General features: G+C 52.6%; 14 protein-coding genes. 10 read left to right on the top strand and 4 right to left on the bottom strand.

Going from position 1 to position 16,385, the window contains the following annotated elements; all coding sequences use genetic code 11:
- The first annotated feature begins 57 nt into the window (after window positions 1–57).
- Complete coding sequence (locus EG028_RS19535) at window positions 58–2,802, top strand: outer membrane beta-barrel protein (protein ID WP_120518010.1); 2,745 nt, start codon at window positions 58–60, stop codon at window positions 2,800–2,802.
- Between the two features lie 164 nt (window positions 2,803–2,966).
- Window positions 2,967–3,353 carry a VOC family protein gene (locus EG028_RS19530; RefSeq protein ID WP_120518009.1) on the top strand — a complete coding sequence of 129 codons (387 nt, stop codon included), beginning with the start codon at window positions 2,967–2,969 and terminating at the stop codon, window positions 3,351–3,353.
- Window positions 3,354–3,455: 102 nt separating this feature from the next.
- Here EG028_RS19530 and EG028_RS19525 read toward each other — a convergent pair whose 3' ends face one another.
- From EG028_RS19525 to EG028_RS19510, 4 genes are all read right to left on the bottom strand, one after another.
- Window positions 3,456–3,857 (bottom strand): SRPBCC family protein, encoded by a 402-nt coding sequence (locus EG028_RS19525; RefSeq protein ID WP_162946577.1) that lies wholly within the window; start codon window positions 3,855–3,857, stop codon window positions 3,456–3,458.
- A gap of 209 nt (window positions 3,858–4,066) precedes the next feature.
- Window positions 4,067–4,525 (bottom strand): DUF6265 family protein, encoded by a 459-nt coding sequence (locus EG028_RS19520; protein ID WP_120518007.1) that lies wholly within the window; start codon window positions 4,523–4,525, stop codon window positions 4,067–4,069.
- 122 nt (window positions 4,526–4,647) lie between these two features.
- Window positions 4,648–5,025, bottom strand: coding sequence for a hypothetical protein (locus EG028_RS19515; protein WP_120518006.1), 378 nt, complete (start codon window positions 5,023–5,025; stop codon window positions 4,648–4,650).
- A gap of 177 nt (window positions 5,026–5,202) precedes the next feature.
- The gene (locus tag EG028_RS19510) at window positions 5,203–6,087 is read right to left on the bottom strand and encodes a DMT family transporter (RefSeq protein ID WP_120518005.1); all 885 of its coding nucleotides are present in this window, start codon (window positions 6,085–6,087) and stop codon (window positions 5,203–5,205) included.
- A gap of 157 nt (window positions 6,088–6,244) precedes the next feature.
- Here EG028_RS19510 and EG028_RS19505 point away from each other — a divergent pair, with 157 nt between their 5' ends.
- From EG028_RS19505 to EG028_RS19475, 8 genes are all read left to right on the top strand, one after another.
- Window positions 6,245–7,009 carry an SDR family NAD(P)-dependent oxidoreductase gene (locus EG028_RS19505; RefSeq protein ID WP_120518004.1) on the top strand — a complete coding sequence of 255 codons (765 nt, stop codon included), beginning with the start codon at window positions 6,245–6,247 and terminating at the stop codon, window positions 7,007–7,009.
- Window positions 7,010–7,038: 29 nt separating this feature from the next.
- A complete protein-coding gene (locus EG028_RS19500; protein ID WP_120518003.1) occupies window positions 7,039–7,947 on the top strand; it encodes a helix-turn-helix domain-containing protein in 909 nt (302 codons plus the stop codon).
- A gap of 54 nt (window positions 7,948–8,001) precedes the next feature.
- Complete coding sequence (locus EG028_RS19495; protein ID WP_120518002.1) at window positions 8,002–9,174, top strand: chondroitinase-B domain-containing protein; 1,173 nt, start codon at window positions 8,002–8,004, stop codon at window positions 9,172–9,174.
- 321 nt (window positions 9,175–9,495) lie between these two features.
- A complete protein-coding gene (locus tag EG028_RS19490) occupies window positions 9,496–12,582 on the top strand; it encodes a SusC/RagA family TonB-linked outer membrane protein (protein WP_120518001.1) in 3,087 nt (1,028 codons plus the stop codon).
- A gap of 14 nt (window positions 12,583–12,596) precedes the next feature.
- A complete protein-coding gene (locus EG028_RS27860; RefSeq protein WP_206614477.1) occupies window positions 12,597–13,301 on the top strand; it encodes a RagB/SusD family nutrient uptake outer membrane protein in 705 nt (234 codons plus the stop codon).
- Window positions 13,298–14,113 carry a RagB/SusD family nutrient uptake outer membrane protein gene (locus EG028_RS27855; RefSeq protein WP_206614476.1) on the top strand — a complete coding sequence of 272 codons (816 nt, stop codon included), beginning with the start codon at window positions 13,298–13,300 and terminating at the stop codon, window positions 14,111–14,113. Before EG028_RS27860 ends, EG028_RS27855 begins: the two co-directional genes overlap by 4 nt.
- 16 nt (window positions 14,114–14,129) lie before the next feature.
- Window positions 14,130–15,530, top strand: coding sequence for an arylsulfatase (locus tag EG028_RS19480; protein ID WP_120518000.1), 1,401 nt, complete (start codon window positions 14,130–14,132; stop codon window positions 15,528–15,530).
- 167 nt (window positions 15,531–15,697) lie between these two features.
- Window positions 15,698–16,276 (top strand): hypothetical protein, encoded by a 579-nt coding sequence (locus EG028_RS19475; RefSeq protein WP_123864726.1) that lies wholly within the window; start codon window positions 15,698–15,700, stop codon window positions 16,274–16,276.
- The last annotated feature ends 109 nt before the right edge of the window (window positions 16,277–16,385 follow it).

The following is a 16,385-nucleotide window of genomic DNA, read 5'->3' as shown; positions in this document are numbered from 1 at the left end:
TCTACACCTCTCCCTCCCGCTTTCGTCATTGGGATAGCTTCGCTGAAAACCTAATGTATGAAACAGCTCATCTTATACATGATCCTCACCCTGGTCACGATACTGCAAGCCGCCGCGCAAACGCCCGGAAGACCCGCCAATATCGGCCACGTTTACGGTAAAATAACCGACGCACAGGGCAAACCGCTGGGCGATGCATCCGTGTACCTGCTACAGCAGAAATTTGATACCGCTGCCCGCAAACTCCGCGAAGTGCTCGTGAAAGGCGCTACCACCGGGAGCAATGGAGAATTCAGCCTGGCGGAACTGCCGCTGATGGGGAAATTTAAACTGAAGATCTCCGCGGTGGGTTATAGCGCATATGAACAGGAGATTGTTTTTATCAATATGCCGGCTGGCGCCAGGCCGGGCGCTGTGGGCGCGCCGGGGGCCGGCAATGCCTACGGAAGCACGCAGGGAAAACCAGGGCCGGCGGGGCCTCCCGGGGCAAACAATGCTGATCATAATGCGCGGGGGAAACCCGCAGCGGCAGGGAATAACACTCCAGGCAATCCCCCGGCGGGCGCCTACGCCAATACCCCCGCCCGCCCCGCCATGGGCGGCGCTCCCGGCCGTATGCCGGATATGAGCGCATTCGACAAAGACCTGGGCAATATCAAACTCAGCCCCGTGGAAAAACAGCTGCAAACCGTGACCGTCACCGCCGCCCGCCCGCTGATGCAGATGGACATCGACAAAAAAACATTCAACGTCGAAAAGAACCTCGTATCCGCCGGCGGCACCGCCGTGGACGTAATGCGCAACGTGCCTTCCGTGCAGGTGGACATAGACGGCAATGTAAAACTCCGCAATGCCGCCCCCCAGCTCTATATAGACGGGCGCCCCACCACCCTCTCCCTGGACCAGATACCCGCCGCCGAAATAAGCAGCGTGGAAGTGATCACCAATCCTTCCGCGAAATATGACGCCTCCGCCGACGCGGGCATCCTGAACATCGTGCTGAAAAAGAACCGGCAGACCGGCTACAACGGCAATATCATGGCCGGCGCGGACAGCCGCGGCGGGTACAACGGCGGCGGCATCTTTAACCTGCGGCAGGGAAAATTCAACCTCTCCGCCACCCTCATGACCAACCAAGTAAAGAACCGCACCACCGGCCATACCAGCCGCTACCTTACAGACGAACCCAGGGTGAACATCTTCCAGCAAAACGAAAACAAAACAACCGGCGGCTTTCTGTTCGGCAAGCTGGGCCTGGATTACTTTGCATCCAACAGAACGACGATCTCTCTTTCCGCCATACAGATGCATGGTAACTTCAAGCCCGGTGAAACGATCCATATACAGACAGACAGCCTGTTGCCCTCCGGCAGCGTAAGCGCCCTGGGCAGCAGGCTTTATACCTCCGAACGGGAGATCAACGGCACTACCCTGCAGCTGGGCATGAAACACAACTTCCCCAAACCCGGCCGCGAATGGACGGCAGACTTCACCTGGAGCACCCGCAAAGTATCCGGCGAAGGGCTTATCACCAGCGAAACCGATGGTCATTCAGGGGCCATGCAGCAGAAAAACATCCTCGGCGCGGACAATACGCTGCTGATCGTGCAAACGGACTATATATCCCCCCTGTCTCCCGCCCTGAAACTGGAGACCGGCCTGCGCGCCCAGTACGCGGATGTGACGAACGACAATGCCAATTTCATCCGCTACCCCGGCGGTGAATTTGACCCGGTAAATGCCGCTTCCGTAAATTATGCCACCACGAACTATGTGTACGCCGGTTATATTACCCTCTCCGGGGCCGTAAAACAGGCTTTTACCTACAAGGCGGGCCTCAGGGCCGAAAGTTCCGGATACACCGGTAAACTGACCAATACGGGCGAAAAATTCGATAACGATTACCCCCTTAGCCTTTTTCCTTCCCTGGCGCTGAGCCGTAAACTCAAAAAAGACCAGGAATTACAGCTGAGCCTTACCCGCCGGGTCAACCGGCCGAGCTTTTTCCAGCTCTCCCCTTACACAGATTTTACGGACAACCTGAACATTACGCGCGGTAACCCGGACCTGGTCCCGGAGTTCACCCAGTCCGCGGAATTCGCTTACAGCAAAACCTTCAAAGGCAGCAATACCTTCCTGGCCTCCGCCTACTACAAACGCACCAGTCATCTCATTACCCGTTTCCTCACCAAAGGCACCAACCCCTTTACCGGGGAAGAAGCCTACATCAATACCTTCATCAACGCGAACCATGCGGATATCTACGGCATGGAATTCACCTCCGTGAACGCGCCCGCACGCTGGTGGGACCTTACTACCAATGTGAACGTGTACCGGTCGGCAATCACCGCGGAAGGCGCGGCGGACCCGCTGTGGAGCGTATTTGCGAAGGTGAACAACAACTTCAGGCTGCCGCGGAATTTTACCGTACAGCTCTCCGCCGATTTCCAGGGCAAAACGAACCTGCCCGTGAACACCAACCAGGGATTTGGCCCGCCAAACCAGGCACAAAGCGCCTCACAGGGTTACATCCGGCCTTTTTACGGGGTGGACCTGGCGGTGAAAAAAACTTTCGGGAAAGACAATGCCGCTTCGCTGACACTGGGCGTGAACGATATATTCCGCAGCCGTAAAACGGACATGTATTCGGAAGGCCCGGGCTTTACACAGGACTATTACCGGCTGAACAACCCGCAGGTACTGAAACTGAATTTCGCTTACCGTTTTGGCAAAATGGATATGACGCTGTTCAAACGGAAGAATATGAAGAACCAGGGCGTGGAGAATCTGCAGGATATGTAACAGGCGGGTTGTTCTTTATTTTTTATGGCTGTATAGTAACATAATGGCGAAAATCACCCCGGAAGATTTCACAAACAGCCTCCCTGATTGATAAGTCTATGGTCTATCTTTGAAACATCATCGTATCAAAAAGAAAAGCTATTAACCATAAAAACTTTTAGTGTATGAAATCAAAAAAGATCTGGGCCAATTTCGGCGTTCAGGATTTAGAACGAACCACCAAATTCTATAAAGGAATCGGATTTAAACAAAACGGAGCGTCGGAGCAACTGACCAGTTTCTTCTTTGGCGAGAAAGATTTTATTATCCATTTCTTTTTGAAGGATATACTGGAACCCGCCATGAAGGGGTCCATCATTGATTCAAAAGCCGGGAATGAAATCATATTTACCCTTTCCGCTGACAGTAAGGAAGAGGTGAATAACTGGGAAAAAGAGGTGCGGGAAGCCGGGGGAACCATCGTTTCCAAACCCGAAGAGTTTGGAGAGGGTTATTACGGTTTCGTGTTTGCCGATCCTGACGGGCATAAGTTCAACATATTCTTTATGTAGTATCACTTATAATTTCAGGTGTGTAAAAAACAAAAAGGGTGCTGCTGAGAGCACCCTTTTTGTTATGTTGGTTTCACGAATGTTCGTTGCCTGATCATGAAGTCATATCTTCTCCGCAAGGTCTTTCACCGCCCGCAAGGCGATCTCCCAGCCTTCAATGGCGTCGCGCAGCTGCTCTTCCGTGACTTCGTAGTTCAACTCTTCCTTTGCGGCCAGCAGCGTGGCGTCCTGGTGCGGGATCAGCTGGTAGGTGATGACGGACAACAGTATCTCCGGATCCTGCACCTCCAGCAGGCTGTGTTTCAGCAGCTGCTCAGGGATCAGCTCCAGGATCACGCCGTTGGAATACATATTCCCGTCCGGTCCTTTCCAGCCGAAGGAGCTGCCGGGCTCCCAGCCGGAGACATACTCACCGCCCATCTCTTTCGTGACAGCGGGATCTGTGAACACACGCCATACTTTGGCAGGTGCGGTATTGATCTCAATTGTTTTTTCGATGGTCATGGCTGAAGTATTTGTACACAATTTCGGAAAAAAAGAGACCGCTTCCATGAAGAAGCGGCCTCAATCTTTTTTATGGATGGAACCTTTCCGTACGCCAGCCCTCCCCCAGTATAGGATTGCCGGCTATTACCAACCGATTTGTTTTATAGTGTAATGACAATCTTTCCCACTGTTCTGCCACTTTCTATCTGCGCGTGCGCTTTCCAGTGTTATTTCACCCTTCTCATCGGGAAACTGATCTTCCTGAACTGCCCGTTTTTATTCCCCGATATTTCTGCCACCAGCGAATCCGCATTGATCTGCTGATAAGAAACCGTTTGCGGGAAATCATGCGCGGGGTTTTCGAACACCAGCTGCGCGCCCATGCCCTGCTTCAGCGTGAAAGTCACCGGAAGGCCCGCATTCTGGCCGGTCACTACCGGGATGTAATACAGCCTGTCATTTTTCTGCAGGAGCTGAACGGTTTCAAACACAACCGTATCCTTTCCTTTCAGGGCATAACTTTTTCCCTGGAATTCATCCTCGTTTAATTTGTTCCAGGTTTCATAGGTAACGCCACGGGACGTTTTGTTCTCCCATGTACCGATCAGCCAGGCGGCTTTACCGATCTGTTTTTCCGCGCCATTGAACAGGCAGCAGCACAGGATGGCGGGCAGGTATATTTTCATATGACAAATCTAAGGAACAGCCGTAGTTTAAAATTGTAAAAATGCGACAGCAAACAAAAAGGCCCGGCGGTACCGGGCCTTTTGATTATAAGCCGAATAAAGTATGTGCTCCTGATTGTCTGCTATCTGCCGCAATCAGCCGACCAGTTACGGCCATCTCTCGAAAATCCGATCACCAGTTTGTCTTTGTTGATCGTAATAAGACCAGTACCGGAGCCACCTACGCTCACCATGGTGTTGGCGTCTTTTTTGGAGAACTCCACATTGGTAATATCGGGAATGCCGTCAGAAAATCTGAAGTCATAACGGGAACCTACTTTGGTTACAAAGACGCTGCCGTTGTCCTGGCTGATATTTTTTTCAGCATCGGTGTATCCTATCTTTCCTCTGAAAGTACCGGCGAACACGTCTACATCTGCAGGGTCTGTATCCTTACTGCAGGAACTGATTAAGAAGGCTGACAACAACAATACGCCTACTATTTTAAGCATAGATCTCATACACATTGGGTTTTTAATTGTTTAAGAAATGGTCTTGAAGAAGTATATGCAATATGCGTACCAAACCATACAACCCTTTGTGGGAGAGTATTTCAATTGTTGTTAAAAAGAATGGCTGTACTATACAACTGTCGCGCCGCGCTACACAATGGTTATTATAATCAACAACCACACCTGTTATTTTCCCCAACGCTGTACGAGGAACAGCCCGAGAACCACCAGTGCAACACCCGCCAGGGTAAAGAGACTGAGCGGTTCATGCATAAGCACCGCGGAGATCGCGAAGCCGAATACGGGGCACAGGAAGAGCCAGAAGGAGGCTTTAACGGGATTATCTTTCAGGAGGAACAGCCATAACAACACCGCCAGCATAGACACCGGCCCGATGAGCCACAACGTAGCGAGCAGCCAGGTGAGATTAAAATCATTCAGCGAGGGGTCGTACCAGCCTATCATCACCGGCAGCAGGAACAGGCCGCCGAAAAAAGTCTGCCAGCCGTTGATCGTAAAGATGTGCAGGTCGCTGAAATTGCTCGCGGAGAAATAAATGGAACCGATGGAATAAGCTACCATGCTTAGCAGTACGAGGCCAAGGCCCAGAGGCGTGGCGTAGCTCCCGGCTATCAGCGGCCATGCCGCCACTGCGATCCCACCGAGGCAGAGCGTGAGGCTTAATATGGTCAGCGGCCGCAGGGGTTTACGCAGCCAGATGGCGCTGAGCAGGCTGATAAATACGGGATTGGTGGCAGTGGCCAAAGCGCCGAGGCCGGCGGAGGTTTCCTGCATGCCTACGACATAAATACCGAGATAAAGGGAAATATTAAAAAGCCCGTACACGGCTACCTGGATCCATTCCTTGCCCCTTGGGAGGCGTTTTTTCATGCCCGCGTGGGAAATGAGCAACATAATAGCCGAAGCGATAAAAAATCGCGGCACGAAGAGCGTAAGGGGTTGTACAGCGCTCAGGCCCACCTTGGTGGCAGCGGAGGCGGAAGCCCATAAAAACGCGAAGGTGATCCCCGCCAGTATTAGTTTGCCTTTCGGCGCGCCTGTTGTAGGCATATATAAAAAGGGTGATTGGTCAAAAGAGGGCGTAAAGATAATAAGCCTTTTCAGAAAGCGTGGTTTTGCCCATTATTTGAATTATACCAGAAATACACGCTATTGGACTAATTCCGGCCACTGGCATGGGTTTACCTTTGTCAAAAAAAAGAGAATTATGTCACAATCATCAAAAATCGCCCTGGTAACCGGCGGCAGCCGCGGCCTCGGAAAAAATATGGCTATCGCTATCGCCAAAAAAGGACTGGATGTGGTGCTTACCTATAACAGTAACCAGGCAGAGGCTTTACAGACCGTAGCGGAAGTGGAAAAACTGGGTCAGAAGGCGCTCGCCCTTCAGCTGAATACCGCGGACGTAAAAAGTTTCGATACCTTCTTCAGCACGCTTGCCAAAGAACTCCCCAAAACCTTTGGTGTGCAAAAGATCGATTACCTCGTGAACAACGCGGGCATAGGCATCCACACCTCCTTTGACAGCACCAGCACTGAAGATTTCGATACCCTGTTCAACATCCATTTTAAAGGCGTATATTTCTTTACACAACAGGCGCTGAACCTCCTGGAAGACGGCGGCGGCATCGTGAACATCTCTACGGGCCTGGCAAGGTTTTCCATCCCCGGATATTCCGCTTACGCAGCGATGAAAGGAGCCATGGAAGTAGTGACCCGTTACCAGGCCAAAGAGCTGGGCGCGCGGGGCATCCGCTCCAATATCGTGGCTCCCGGCGTGATCGCCACGGATTTCAGCGGCGGCATGGTGAGGGACAACCAGGAGATCAACGATTACCTGGCCGGCACCATTGCCCTTGGCCGCGTAGGCCTGCCGGATGATGTGGGCGGCGTAGTCGCCTTCCTCTGTACGGACGATGCCCGCTGGATCACCGCACAGCGCATAGAAGTATCCGGAGGGCAGAACCTGTAAAACTCATTACCTTCAGTGTTCGATAAGATATGATCGGAAAGACCACCTCATTGTCAGACTTCTACCGGCGCAAATTCGGCGACCTTCCCAGCGAGATCATCGCGAGGATCGGGCAGTTCAACGTCTTTGAGCTGGAAGATGTAGCCGCCGGCAAAGCAAAAATGCCATATAGCCGCAAGGATTATTTCAAGATAAGCCTCATTTCCGGCGGCAACAACCGCGTGCATTATGCGGATAAAACGTTTGAAGCGGAGCATAACATGCTGCTGTTCGCCAACCCCCAGGTGCCTTACAACTGGGAGCTGGGGCCGGATGACAGGAAATCCGGTTTTTACTGCGTGTTCACGGAAGAATTTTTCAAGGGGTACGGCAATATCAGGTCGTACCCCATGTTCCAGCCCGGTGGCACGCCTATCCTTTCCATTACGGACGAAGAGTTTGAACAGGTGAAGGTCATTTACCAGAAAATGTTTGCCGAAATAGCATCCGATTACGTGTTCAAATACGACGTACTGCGCAACCTCGTGATGGAGCTGGTGCATACGGCGCTGAAGCTGCGCCCCGCTCTCATGAAGCCCGCCGAAACCACCGGCGCGAACGCCGCGGAAAGGATCACCGGCCTGTTCCTCGAGCTGCTGGAAAGACAGTTCCCCATCGAATCGCCCATGCAATCCATCAAGCTGCGTACGCCCGGGGAATTTGCCGCCCAGCTGAGCGTACATTATAACCACCTGAATAAAGTATTAAAAGAAACCACCGGCAAAACCACCTCCCGCCTCATCTCCGAGCGCCTTGCCCTGGAAGCGAGGGCCCTGCTGAAACATACGGACTGGAGCATTGCGGATATCGGGTGGAGCCTGGGATTTGAAGACCCTTCCCACTTTGTAAAGTTTTTCCGGAAAAATGAGCAGACCACGCCCAGGGCTTTCAGGGGCTAGCATTGCGCGGAATTCATTTCCTTTTCTTACCTTGGACGGCAGATATTCCACATTATGAAACACTTGATCTTTACCGCCCTCCTCTCCCTGGGCGTTGCCAACGCTTATTGCGAATCGTATCTTATTCACAACGAACAGGAATTTACCGCCGTACTGCCTAAACTGAAAGCAGGCGACCGGGTAAAAATCGCCAACGGTACGTATACGCCCTGGTCCGTCACCATTAGCACCGCGGCTACCGAGGAACAGCCGCTTACCATCGAAGCGGAAACACCGGGGAAAGTGATATTCAGCGGCGATGTGTCGCAGACCGTATTTAGGCTCACGGGCAGCAATATCATCCTGCGCGGCATCACATTTAAGGATTGTAACCTGGTGAAAGTTGAAAAACGCAGCGGCGTACTCGTGGAACTGAGCGGGTCCACACGCTGCCGCCTCACAGGATGCACTTTCAGCAAAGTGACCGCCAAAACGCAGTTCATGCCCGCCGTGATCATTTCCGGCATGGGGGAATTTAACAGCGTGGTTCACTGCACCTTTTCCAACAACGTGGACAATATGGACGTGACCGTGAAAGTGACCAAAGAAAGTACACCCTCCTACACCATGATAGCCCACAACCTGTTCAGCGACAAAAAACCCGTAAGCTGGAAAAACGGCAACGGCGGCGAATGCGTGCAGATCGGCCAGGACCCTATCCTGCTGGGCAACATTTCAGGTTCGTCCATCGTGTGGGACAACCGGTTCATCCGCTGCAACGGTGAACCTGAAGTGATCAGCAACAAAAGCAGCGACAACTCGTATATCAAAAACTACCTGGAAGACTGCGAAGGCGAGATCGTGATGCGCGGCGGCCATGATTGCCGGGTGGACAGCAATATCATCAAAGGCGGCAACAGCGGCATCCGGGTGAACGGTACCGGTCATACCATCACGCACAACCGCATCAGCAACGTAAAAACGGGCATCCGCCTGATGTACGGCATGGCGAAAAGCAAAACCGAAACCGGTTTTTATATCGCCGCCAGCGATTGCGTGATCAAATTCAACCACATCGAAAACACCACCAACGGCATCTTCATCGGTGACAGCAAAAACGTGGACTGGACCGGGAAATTTGATACCATCCGGTACCCTTCCCGCGTGATGCAGGATGTGGCGCCGTTTAACAATTCCCTTGCGGACAATGTGTTCGTGCACACCGGCACCGAGGTCGTAAAACAATAAAAACAAACCTATAAAGCGCGGGTACTGTCTTTCCAGGAAAGATAGTACCCGCGCTTTTTTCATTTGTTTACCAGGGGCTCTCTTCCCCGTCCAGGTCGTTGCTGAAGTATTTACCGGTGCAGCAGGCGTTCGTGGATATGTTCCTCACCTGCCCTGTCTTTATAAATTTTTTTACGAGCTGTTGGAATTTACAGAATAAACATTGTAGATTTACCCTACCGATTAACTAGACTATTGTAAAATAGCACGGACAGATTCTTCACGCAATCGCAGTTTCGCCCTGATCAGGCGTGTGCTGCGAATTAAACTATTTATGTCATCATGTTACCAACATTAAAAAAATGTTGCCTGGCGGCGGCATGCCTTGCCGTGACGCAATATGCCGGGGCAGCATCCATCGTCTACAGCTACTCTCCACCGGTAAATCATTTTTTTCAGGACAAAAAGATCGGCGGCACCGTTGCCGGAGCTGACGGGGAAAAGCTCCCCGGCGTCAGTGTGAGGGTGAAAGGCACGTCCGGCGGCACGCTTACAGCGGCGGACGGCAGCTTCAGCCTTCAGTTACCGGAAGGCAAAACCACCCTCCTGTTCTCCTACACCGGCTATCAGTCACAGGAAATAACTGTGACCGGCAATGCGCCGCTGAACATTGTGCTGCAGTTATCCGCCGGAGAACTGGGCGAGGTGGTGGTAGTAGGTTACGGTCAGCAGAAAAAAACAAGTTTAACCGGCTCCGTGGCATCGCTTGATCAGAAAGCGCTTGCCAACAGGCCGATCACCAATGCCTCCCAGGCGCTCCAGGGTTTGCCGGGTGTGCACGTGAACCAGACAAAGGGCCGCCCGGGCGCAGATGGCGCAAACATCCGGATCCGCGGGGTAGGCACGCTCAACAACAGTAATCCCCTTGTATTGGTGGATGGCGTTGAATTTCCGCTGAATGATGTGAATCCCTCCGATATAGAAAGCATTACCGTGCTGAAAGATGCTGCTTCCGCCGCTATTTACGGGAACCGCGCAGCCAACGGCGTCGTACTGGTAAAAACAAAATCAGGCAAAGCCGGGAAGTTCAGGCTGGATTACAATGGCTACACCGGCGTACAGCAGGCGGCGCAACTACCCGATCTTGTTACCGATGCCGTCACCTATATGGAAGGAAAAAACCGCGCGCTTGCCAACGAAGGCAAACCTGCGGAATACAGCCAGGCACTGATCGATGAATACAGGGTAGGCGCAGACCCGTATATCTATCCCGATACGGACTGGTTCGGCATCATGTTCCGCAACGCCAATATACAGGAACACAATCTCCGTTTTTCAGGCGGCAACGAAAAGACCACCTTTTCCGTATCCCTCGGCTACCTGGACCAGGATGGCATTCTCATCAATTCGCAGGCAAAAAAGTATGCGATCAATTCCAATATTAATTCCGAGATCAGCCGCAAGCTCCGCATCGGCGCCAATCTGATCGGCACTTACTGGGACAGCGAAGAAAGCGCCTACACCTCCGATGAAAGCAACGGCGAAGGCGGGCTGATGGGCCTCATTTACCGGGGCCTGCCCATGCAGGTGCCTTACGCGCAGGACGGTACCTATGCGGATCAATGGGTGCGCGTGCCGGGGCACAACTTCTTCCGGAATCCCCTTGCACTCGCAAAAGAAGGTTTCCATCAAAACATCACTTTCAGGGCGCTCTCCAGCCTCTTCCTGGAGTATCAGCTGCCATTCGGCATAAAATACAAGACCACGCTCGCCGCTAATCTTTTTTACGGCCGTGAGAAATTTGCATATCCGCAGATCAATCTCACCAATCCCAAAACCGGCGTCATTGCCCCTATGGGCAACATCCCGGCAAGAGGCATTTCACAAACAAGCCGCGATGGCGTGAACATCACCAATTTCCACACACTCACCTATGAGAAGCAGCTGGGCAGGCACCACCTGGGAGGCCTGGCAGGCTTCAGCGTGGAGCGGTTCAACGATGGCGATTTCACGGCATCCAACCAGGGATATCTTGGTAATGAAATAACCGAGTTGAACGGCGGCAGCACCACACCGCAGGTGAGCGGTAAATCGTCGCTATCCAAACTCGCCAGTTATTTCGGCAGGGTGAATTATGACTACAACGGCAAATACCTGGCGGAAGCCAGCTTCCGCTATGATGGCTCCAGCCGTTTTGCCTCAGGGCACCGCTGGGGGTTTTTCCCTTCCCTTTCCGCAGGATGGAGGATCAGCGAGGAAAACTTCCTGAAAGGCAACAATGTACTGTCTAACCTGAAACTCCGGGCCTCCTGGGGCCAGTTGGGCAACCAGAACATCCCGCTGTTCAGTTACGTGGATGCGGTGAGCATTGGCCGCAACTACAGCTTTGGCGGCACCATCCTGAGCGGCGCGGCTGTATCGCAGGTAAGCGACCCGGCCGTGACCTGGGAAACCACCACAATCACTAATGCCGGGCTGGACATCGGTTTGCTCCGCAACAAACTGACGCTGGAACTGGATGTGTTCAATAAAGTAACAGACGATATCCTGCGCCAGGTGAGCGTTCCCGCACAGGTGGGCAGGCTGGCCGGGCCCTACCGGAACATCGGGTCCGTCAGCAATAAGGGATTTGAGATCACCGCGGCTTATACGGACAGGGCCGGGGAATTGGGCTACACTATCGGGGCAAACCTGGCATACCTGAAAAATAAAGTGACGGACCTGAACGGCGCCATTTATTACGACGGCAATACCATTACCCGCGAAGGCACGCCCATCGATGCTTTCTACGGGCTGGAAGCGATCGGCATTTTCCAGTCGGAAGACGAAATACTGAAATCGCCCAAACAGAACACCGTGACCAAACCCGGCGATATCAAATACCGGGACACGGATAAAAACAACGTCATAGACAACAACGACCGGGTGATCATCGGCAACAGCATCCCCGAGCTTACCTACAGCTTTACACTGGGCGCTACCTATAAAGGGCTGGAGCTGACAGCATTTTTTCAGGGTGTTCAAAACGTGTCCACTTACCTCACCGGCAACCTGGCCCAGCCTTATAAAAACGGTGCGGGGGTAACGCCCGAATGGCTCACGGATTCCTGGACGCCCGAAAACCCGGGTGCGCGCCTGCCGAGGCTGACTACCGCGAACGGCTATCCGCAGAACGTACAGACGTCCAGCTTCTGGGTACAGGATGCCTCTTACCTGCGCCTGAAGAACATACAGCTGAGCTACAACCTGCCGCAGCAATGGCTGAAAGCGGCGGGTATCCAGCAATTGAAGGTGTTTGTAAATGCGCAGAACTGGGTGACATTCTCAGACTTTAAACTGGGTGACCCCGAGCGGAACCTTACCAAAGGCAACATCATCGACTACCCGATCGCCAGGACCGCCACTGCGGGAATCAATCTTACACTCTGATCAAACGGACAAACATGAAAAAACAACTCTTTATATACATAGCCGCGGGCCTATTGGCTAGCTCCTGCGGGGATAAGTTCCTGGATGTGGACCCTACGGACAGGTTCACCAACGATACTTACTGGAAAACCCGCGAGCACGCCGAGGCTGCGCTTACCGCCACTTACGCCGCCCTGCTCGAAGACGGGCTATATGGCAGCAATACGCCGGTGATGTACGAAACGGCCTCTCCCAATGCCTACAACTACAATAATTCCGGCGGGTTCAACAACCTGGCGCAGGGCGTACACGATGCGGCAAATACCGCCGCCGTCAACAACACCTGGAGGAACGCCTACCTTGGCATAGGCCGCGCCAATACCCTGCTGGCAAGGATAGACGGAGTCACGATGGACGAAACACTGAAAAAACGTTTTAAAGCAGAAGCCAAATTCCTGCGGGCAGTGTTTTATTTTCCCTTGTGGAACCTCTACAACGGCGCCCCCCTCATCCTCCAGGAGCCTGATTTTGCCAAACATGCCACGCTGCCGCGCAATAGCGCCGCCAGCCTCCAAACGCAGATATTACAAGACCTCAGCGAAGCCGCTGCGGACCTTCCCCTCTCCTATACCGGCACAGACAAGGGCCGCGCACCAAAGGCGCCGCACTGGCCTTCAAGGCCCGGGTACTGCTGTACAGCGGCAGATGGCAGGAAGCTGCTGATGCCGCCAAAGCGGTGATAGATGCCAAAACATACAGCCTCTACCCGGATTACCGTGCTTTGTTTTATCTTGAGAACGAAGGGAACCAGGAAGTGATCTTTGACGCACAGTTCAAATTCCCCGAATTCACCCACGGCCTGGATATGGCGCTGGATGAATTTAATACGGTGGCTCCCCTGCCCGATGTAGTGGATGCCTATTATGCCAAAGACGGAAAACCCATCAGCGAATCACCGCTGTACGACCCCGCCACACCGTACGCAAACCGTGATCCCCGCCTGAATGCCACCTACACCGTTATTGGTAGTATGTACAAAGGCGCGGTGGTAAAAGAAGGGCAATATCCGCGCACCGGCTATGGGCAGAAAAAATATACGATCTATAAAGACGACATAAAACCCGCCGTTATACAGCCCAGCGGGCAGTCTGAACTGAATTACATCATCCTCCGTTACGCGGACGTACTGCTGATGTATGCCGAAGCACAGAATGAAGCCACAGGCCCCGGCACACTCATCAAAGATGCGCTGCACCTCATACGGGCCAGGGCGGGCATGCCGGATATTCCGGATGGTCTTTCGCAGGACGGGCTGCGTAAAGAGATCAGGCACGAAAGAAGAATAGAGCTGGCAGGAGAAGGTGCGTATTACTTCGATGTGCGCCGCTGGAAAACAGCGGAAACGGAACTGAATAAAGAGATCAATAATTACAAAGGGCAACGGATAGATACCCGCCGTTTTAATCCATCGAGGGATTACATCTGGCCGGTACCGTCTGTGGCCATACAGGAAAATCCGCAACTGGAACAGAATCCGCAATATGGTAAATAACATTAACGCTTCAAGTATGATAACAAAAAAGATCAAAAGCCTGGCCTTATGCACCTTCCTGTTTGCACAGGCAGCACTGGCACAGCAAAAGCAGCCCAATATCATCTTCATTATTGCAGATGACCTGGGCTACGGCAACCTGACCGCTTACAACCCGCAGCATAAGGTGCCTACACCGAACATAGACCGGCTGGCAAAAGAAGGCACCAGGTTCACCCGCTTTTATTCCGGCAGCACCGTATGCGCGCCCAGCCGCTGTGCGCTGATGACGGGCAAACACATGGGCCATGCCTACATCAGGGGCAACAGCCGCGAGCCTCTTCGCCTGACAGATACCACCCTGGCCACCCGCCTGCACAACAATGGTTATGCTACCGGCATGTTCGGCAAATGGGGCCTTGGGGAAGAGAATACCACCGGCGCCCCTGAAAACCACGGCTTCGATGCGTTTTACGGCTACCTGAATCAAACACATGCGCATCACTACTACACCAACCGCCTGTTTGAAATACAACAAGGCAAAACGGTGAGAGTAGCGCTGGATTCCACTGAATACTCCGATGAGCTTATCGTACAAAAGGCCCTCGGCTTTATCAAAGAAAATAAAGACAAACCCTTTTTCCTGTATATGCCGCTTACCATCCCCCATGCAGAACTACATGCGCCTCAAAAATACCTGCAACCCTGGCTGAATGCGGACGGCAGCAGCAAACTACAGCCCGAAACACCGTTTGAAACAGCCGAAGTAAAGTCATACCACCCGCAAAAACAGCCCCATGCAGCCTTTGCGGCCATGATCACCAAACTGGACGAGGATGTGGCACGGGTGCTGAGCCTGGTCAAAGAGTTGGGGCTGGATGACAATACTTACATCTTTTTCACCAGCGACAATGGCCCGCATAAAGAAGGCGGTGCGGACCCGGAGTATTTTGACAGCAACGGCCCGCTGCGCGGCATCAAACGTGACCTGTATGAAGGCGGTATTCGTGTGCCGCTGCTGGTGAGAGCACCGGGCAAAGTACCGGCCGGCGCCGTGTGCAACGACATCTGGGCGTTCTGGGATATGCTCCCCACCCTTTGCGGCCTCAGCGGCAGCCCCTTTTCCGCCAATATCGACGGCATCAGTTTTACCAATGCCCTGCAGGGAAAAAAACAGGACCAGCAACATCCTTACCTCTACTGGCAGTTCAACGAAAAACAATATAAAGAAGCGGTAGTACAGGGCAAATGGAAACTGGTACGCCTGAAGTCCAAAGGCCAGCCGGAAACCGTGGAACTGTACGACCTCGACAAGGATACCGGCGAAACCAATAATATCGCCAAACAGAACCCGGCCAGGGTAAAGGAACTGTACGCATTGGCACAACAATCCAAAACTCCTTCGGAACTCGCATTGTTCGACTGGAAGATCGATTGAGATGTTTTATCTATAGTACAAAAAGCCTCCCGGTTCCGGCCGGGAGGCTTTTTGATTTTGACAGCTGGCTTGTTTATTTCATGGGATGTTAAAAATAACCGATTGGTTTTCCTATTTTGTTTGTTTTTCCCAATCCGGAAACCATTAAATCAACAAAATACCCTCTCATGAAGCAATTATCCCGTTCCCTTTCCTTCATTTTACTGGTAACTTCTGTTCTGTTCATCGCCGCCTGTGGTAAAGACGGTGACACCGGCCCCGCGGGTGCCGACGGCCCGGCCGGCGCAAAAGGCGATAAAGGAGACAAAGGCGATCCTGGCGATGGCGGCGCCACCATCATCTATTCGGACTGGATGGATATGAACTATGAGCCGGATACCATTCATCTCGCAAACGGCCAAATCGATACCCTCGGCTTTTTTGCCGATATGGAGGTGCCTAAGCTGACGAAAACCATGCTGGCAACCGCGGATGTTAAAGTATACATCAACCTCAACACCGCGGCTGACCCCGTGATCACACCTTTGCCTTATGCCGACGAGAGCGGCATTATTATCCGTTTCCTGGCCCATGAAGGCACACTGGCATTTTATTCCAATATAGACGCGAGGACATTTATGAACGGCAACGGCGACAAATTCCAGCAATACCGCTATATGATCGTGCCGGGTAATACTGCAGGAAGGCAGGCTGTGAACTGGAAAAATTATGCGGAAGTAAAGGCTTACCTGGGCCTGAAAGATTAACGACACACCATTTGGCATGTATACAAAACCCGCTCCGTGAGCGGGTTTTGCTTTTAAGCCCTGTTGCCGGATCAACCTTTATTTTGCAATTGGCATATTCGTCATCATA

The organism is Chitinophaga barathri, from assembly GCF_003807585.1.
Classification (GTDB): Bacteria; Bacteroidota; Bacteroidia; order Chitinophagales; family Chitinophagaceae; genus Chitinophaga; species Chitinophaga barathri.
The sequence above is the reverse complement of the archived record's forward strand: the minus strand, read 5'-3'. Positions and strand labels throughout refer to the sequence as shown.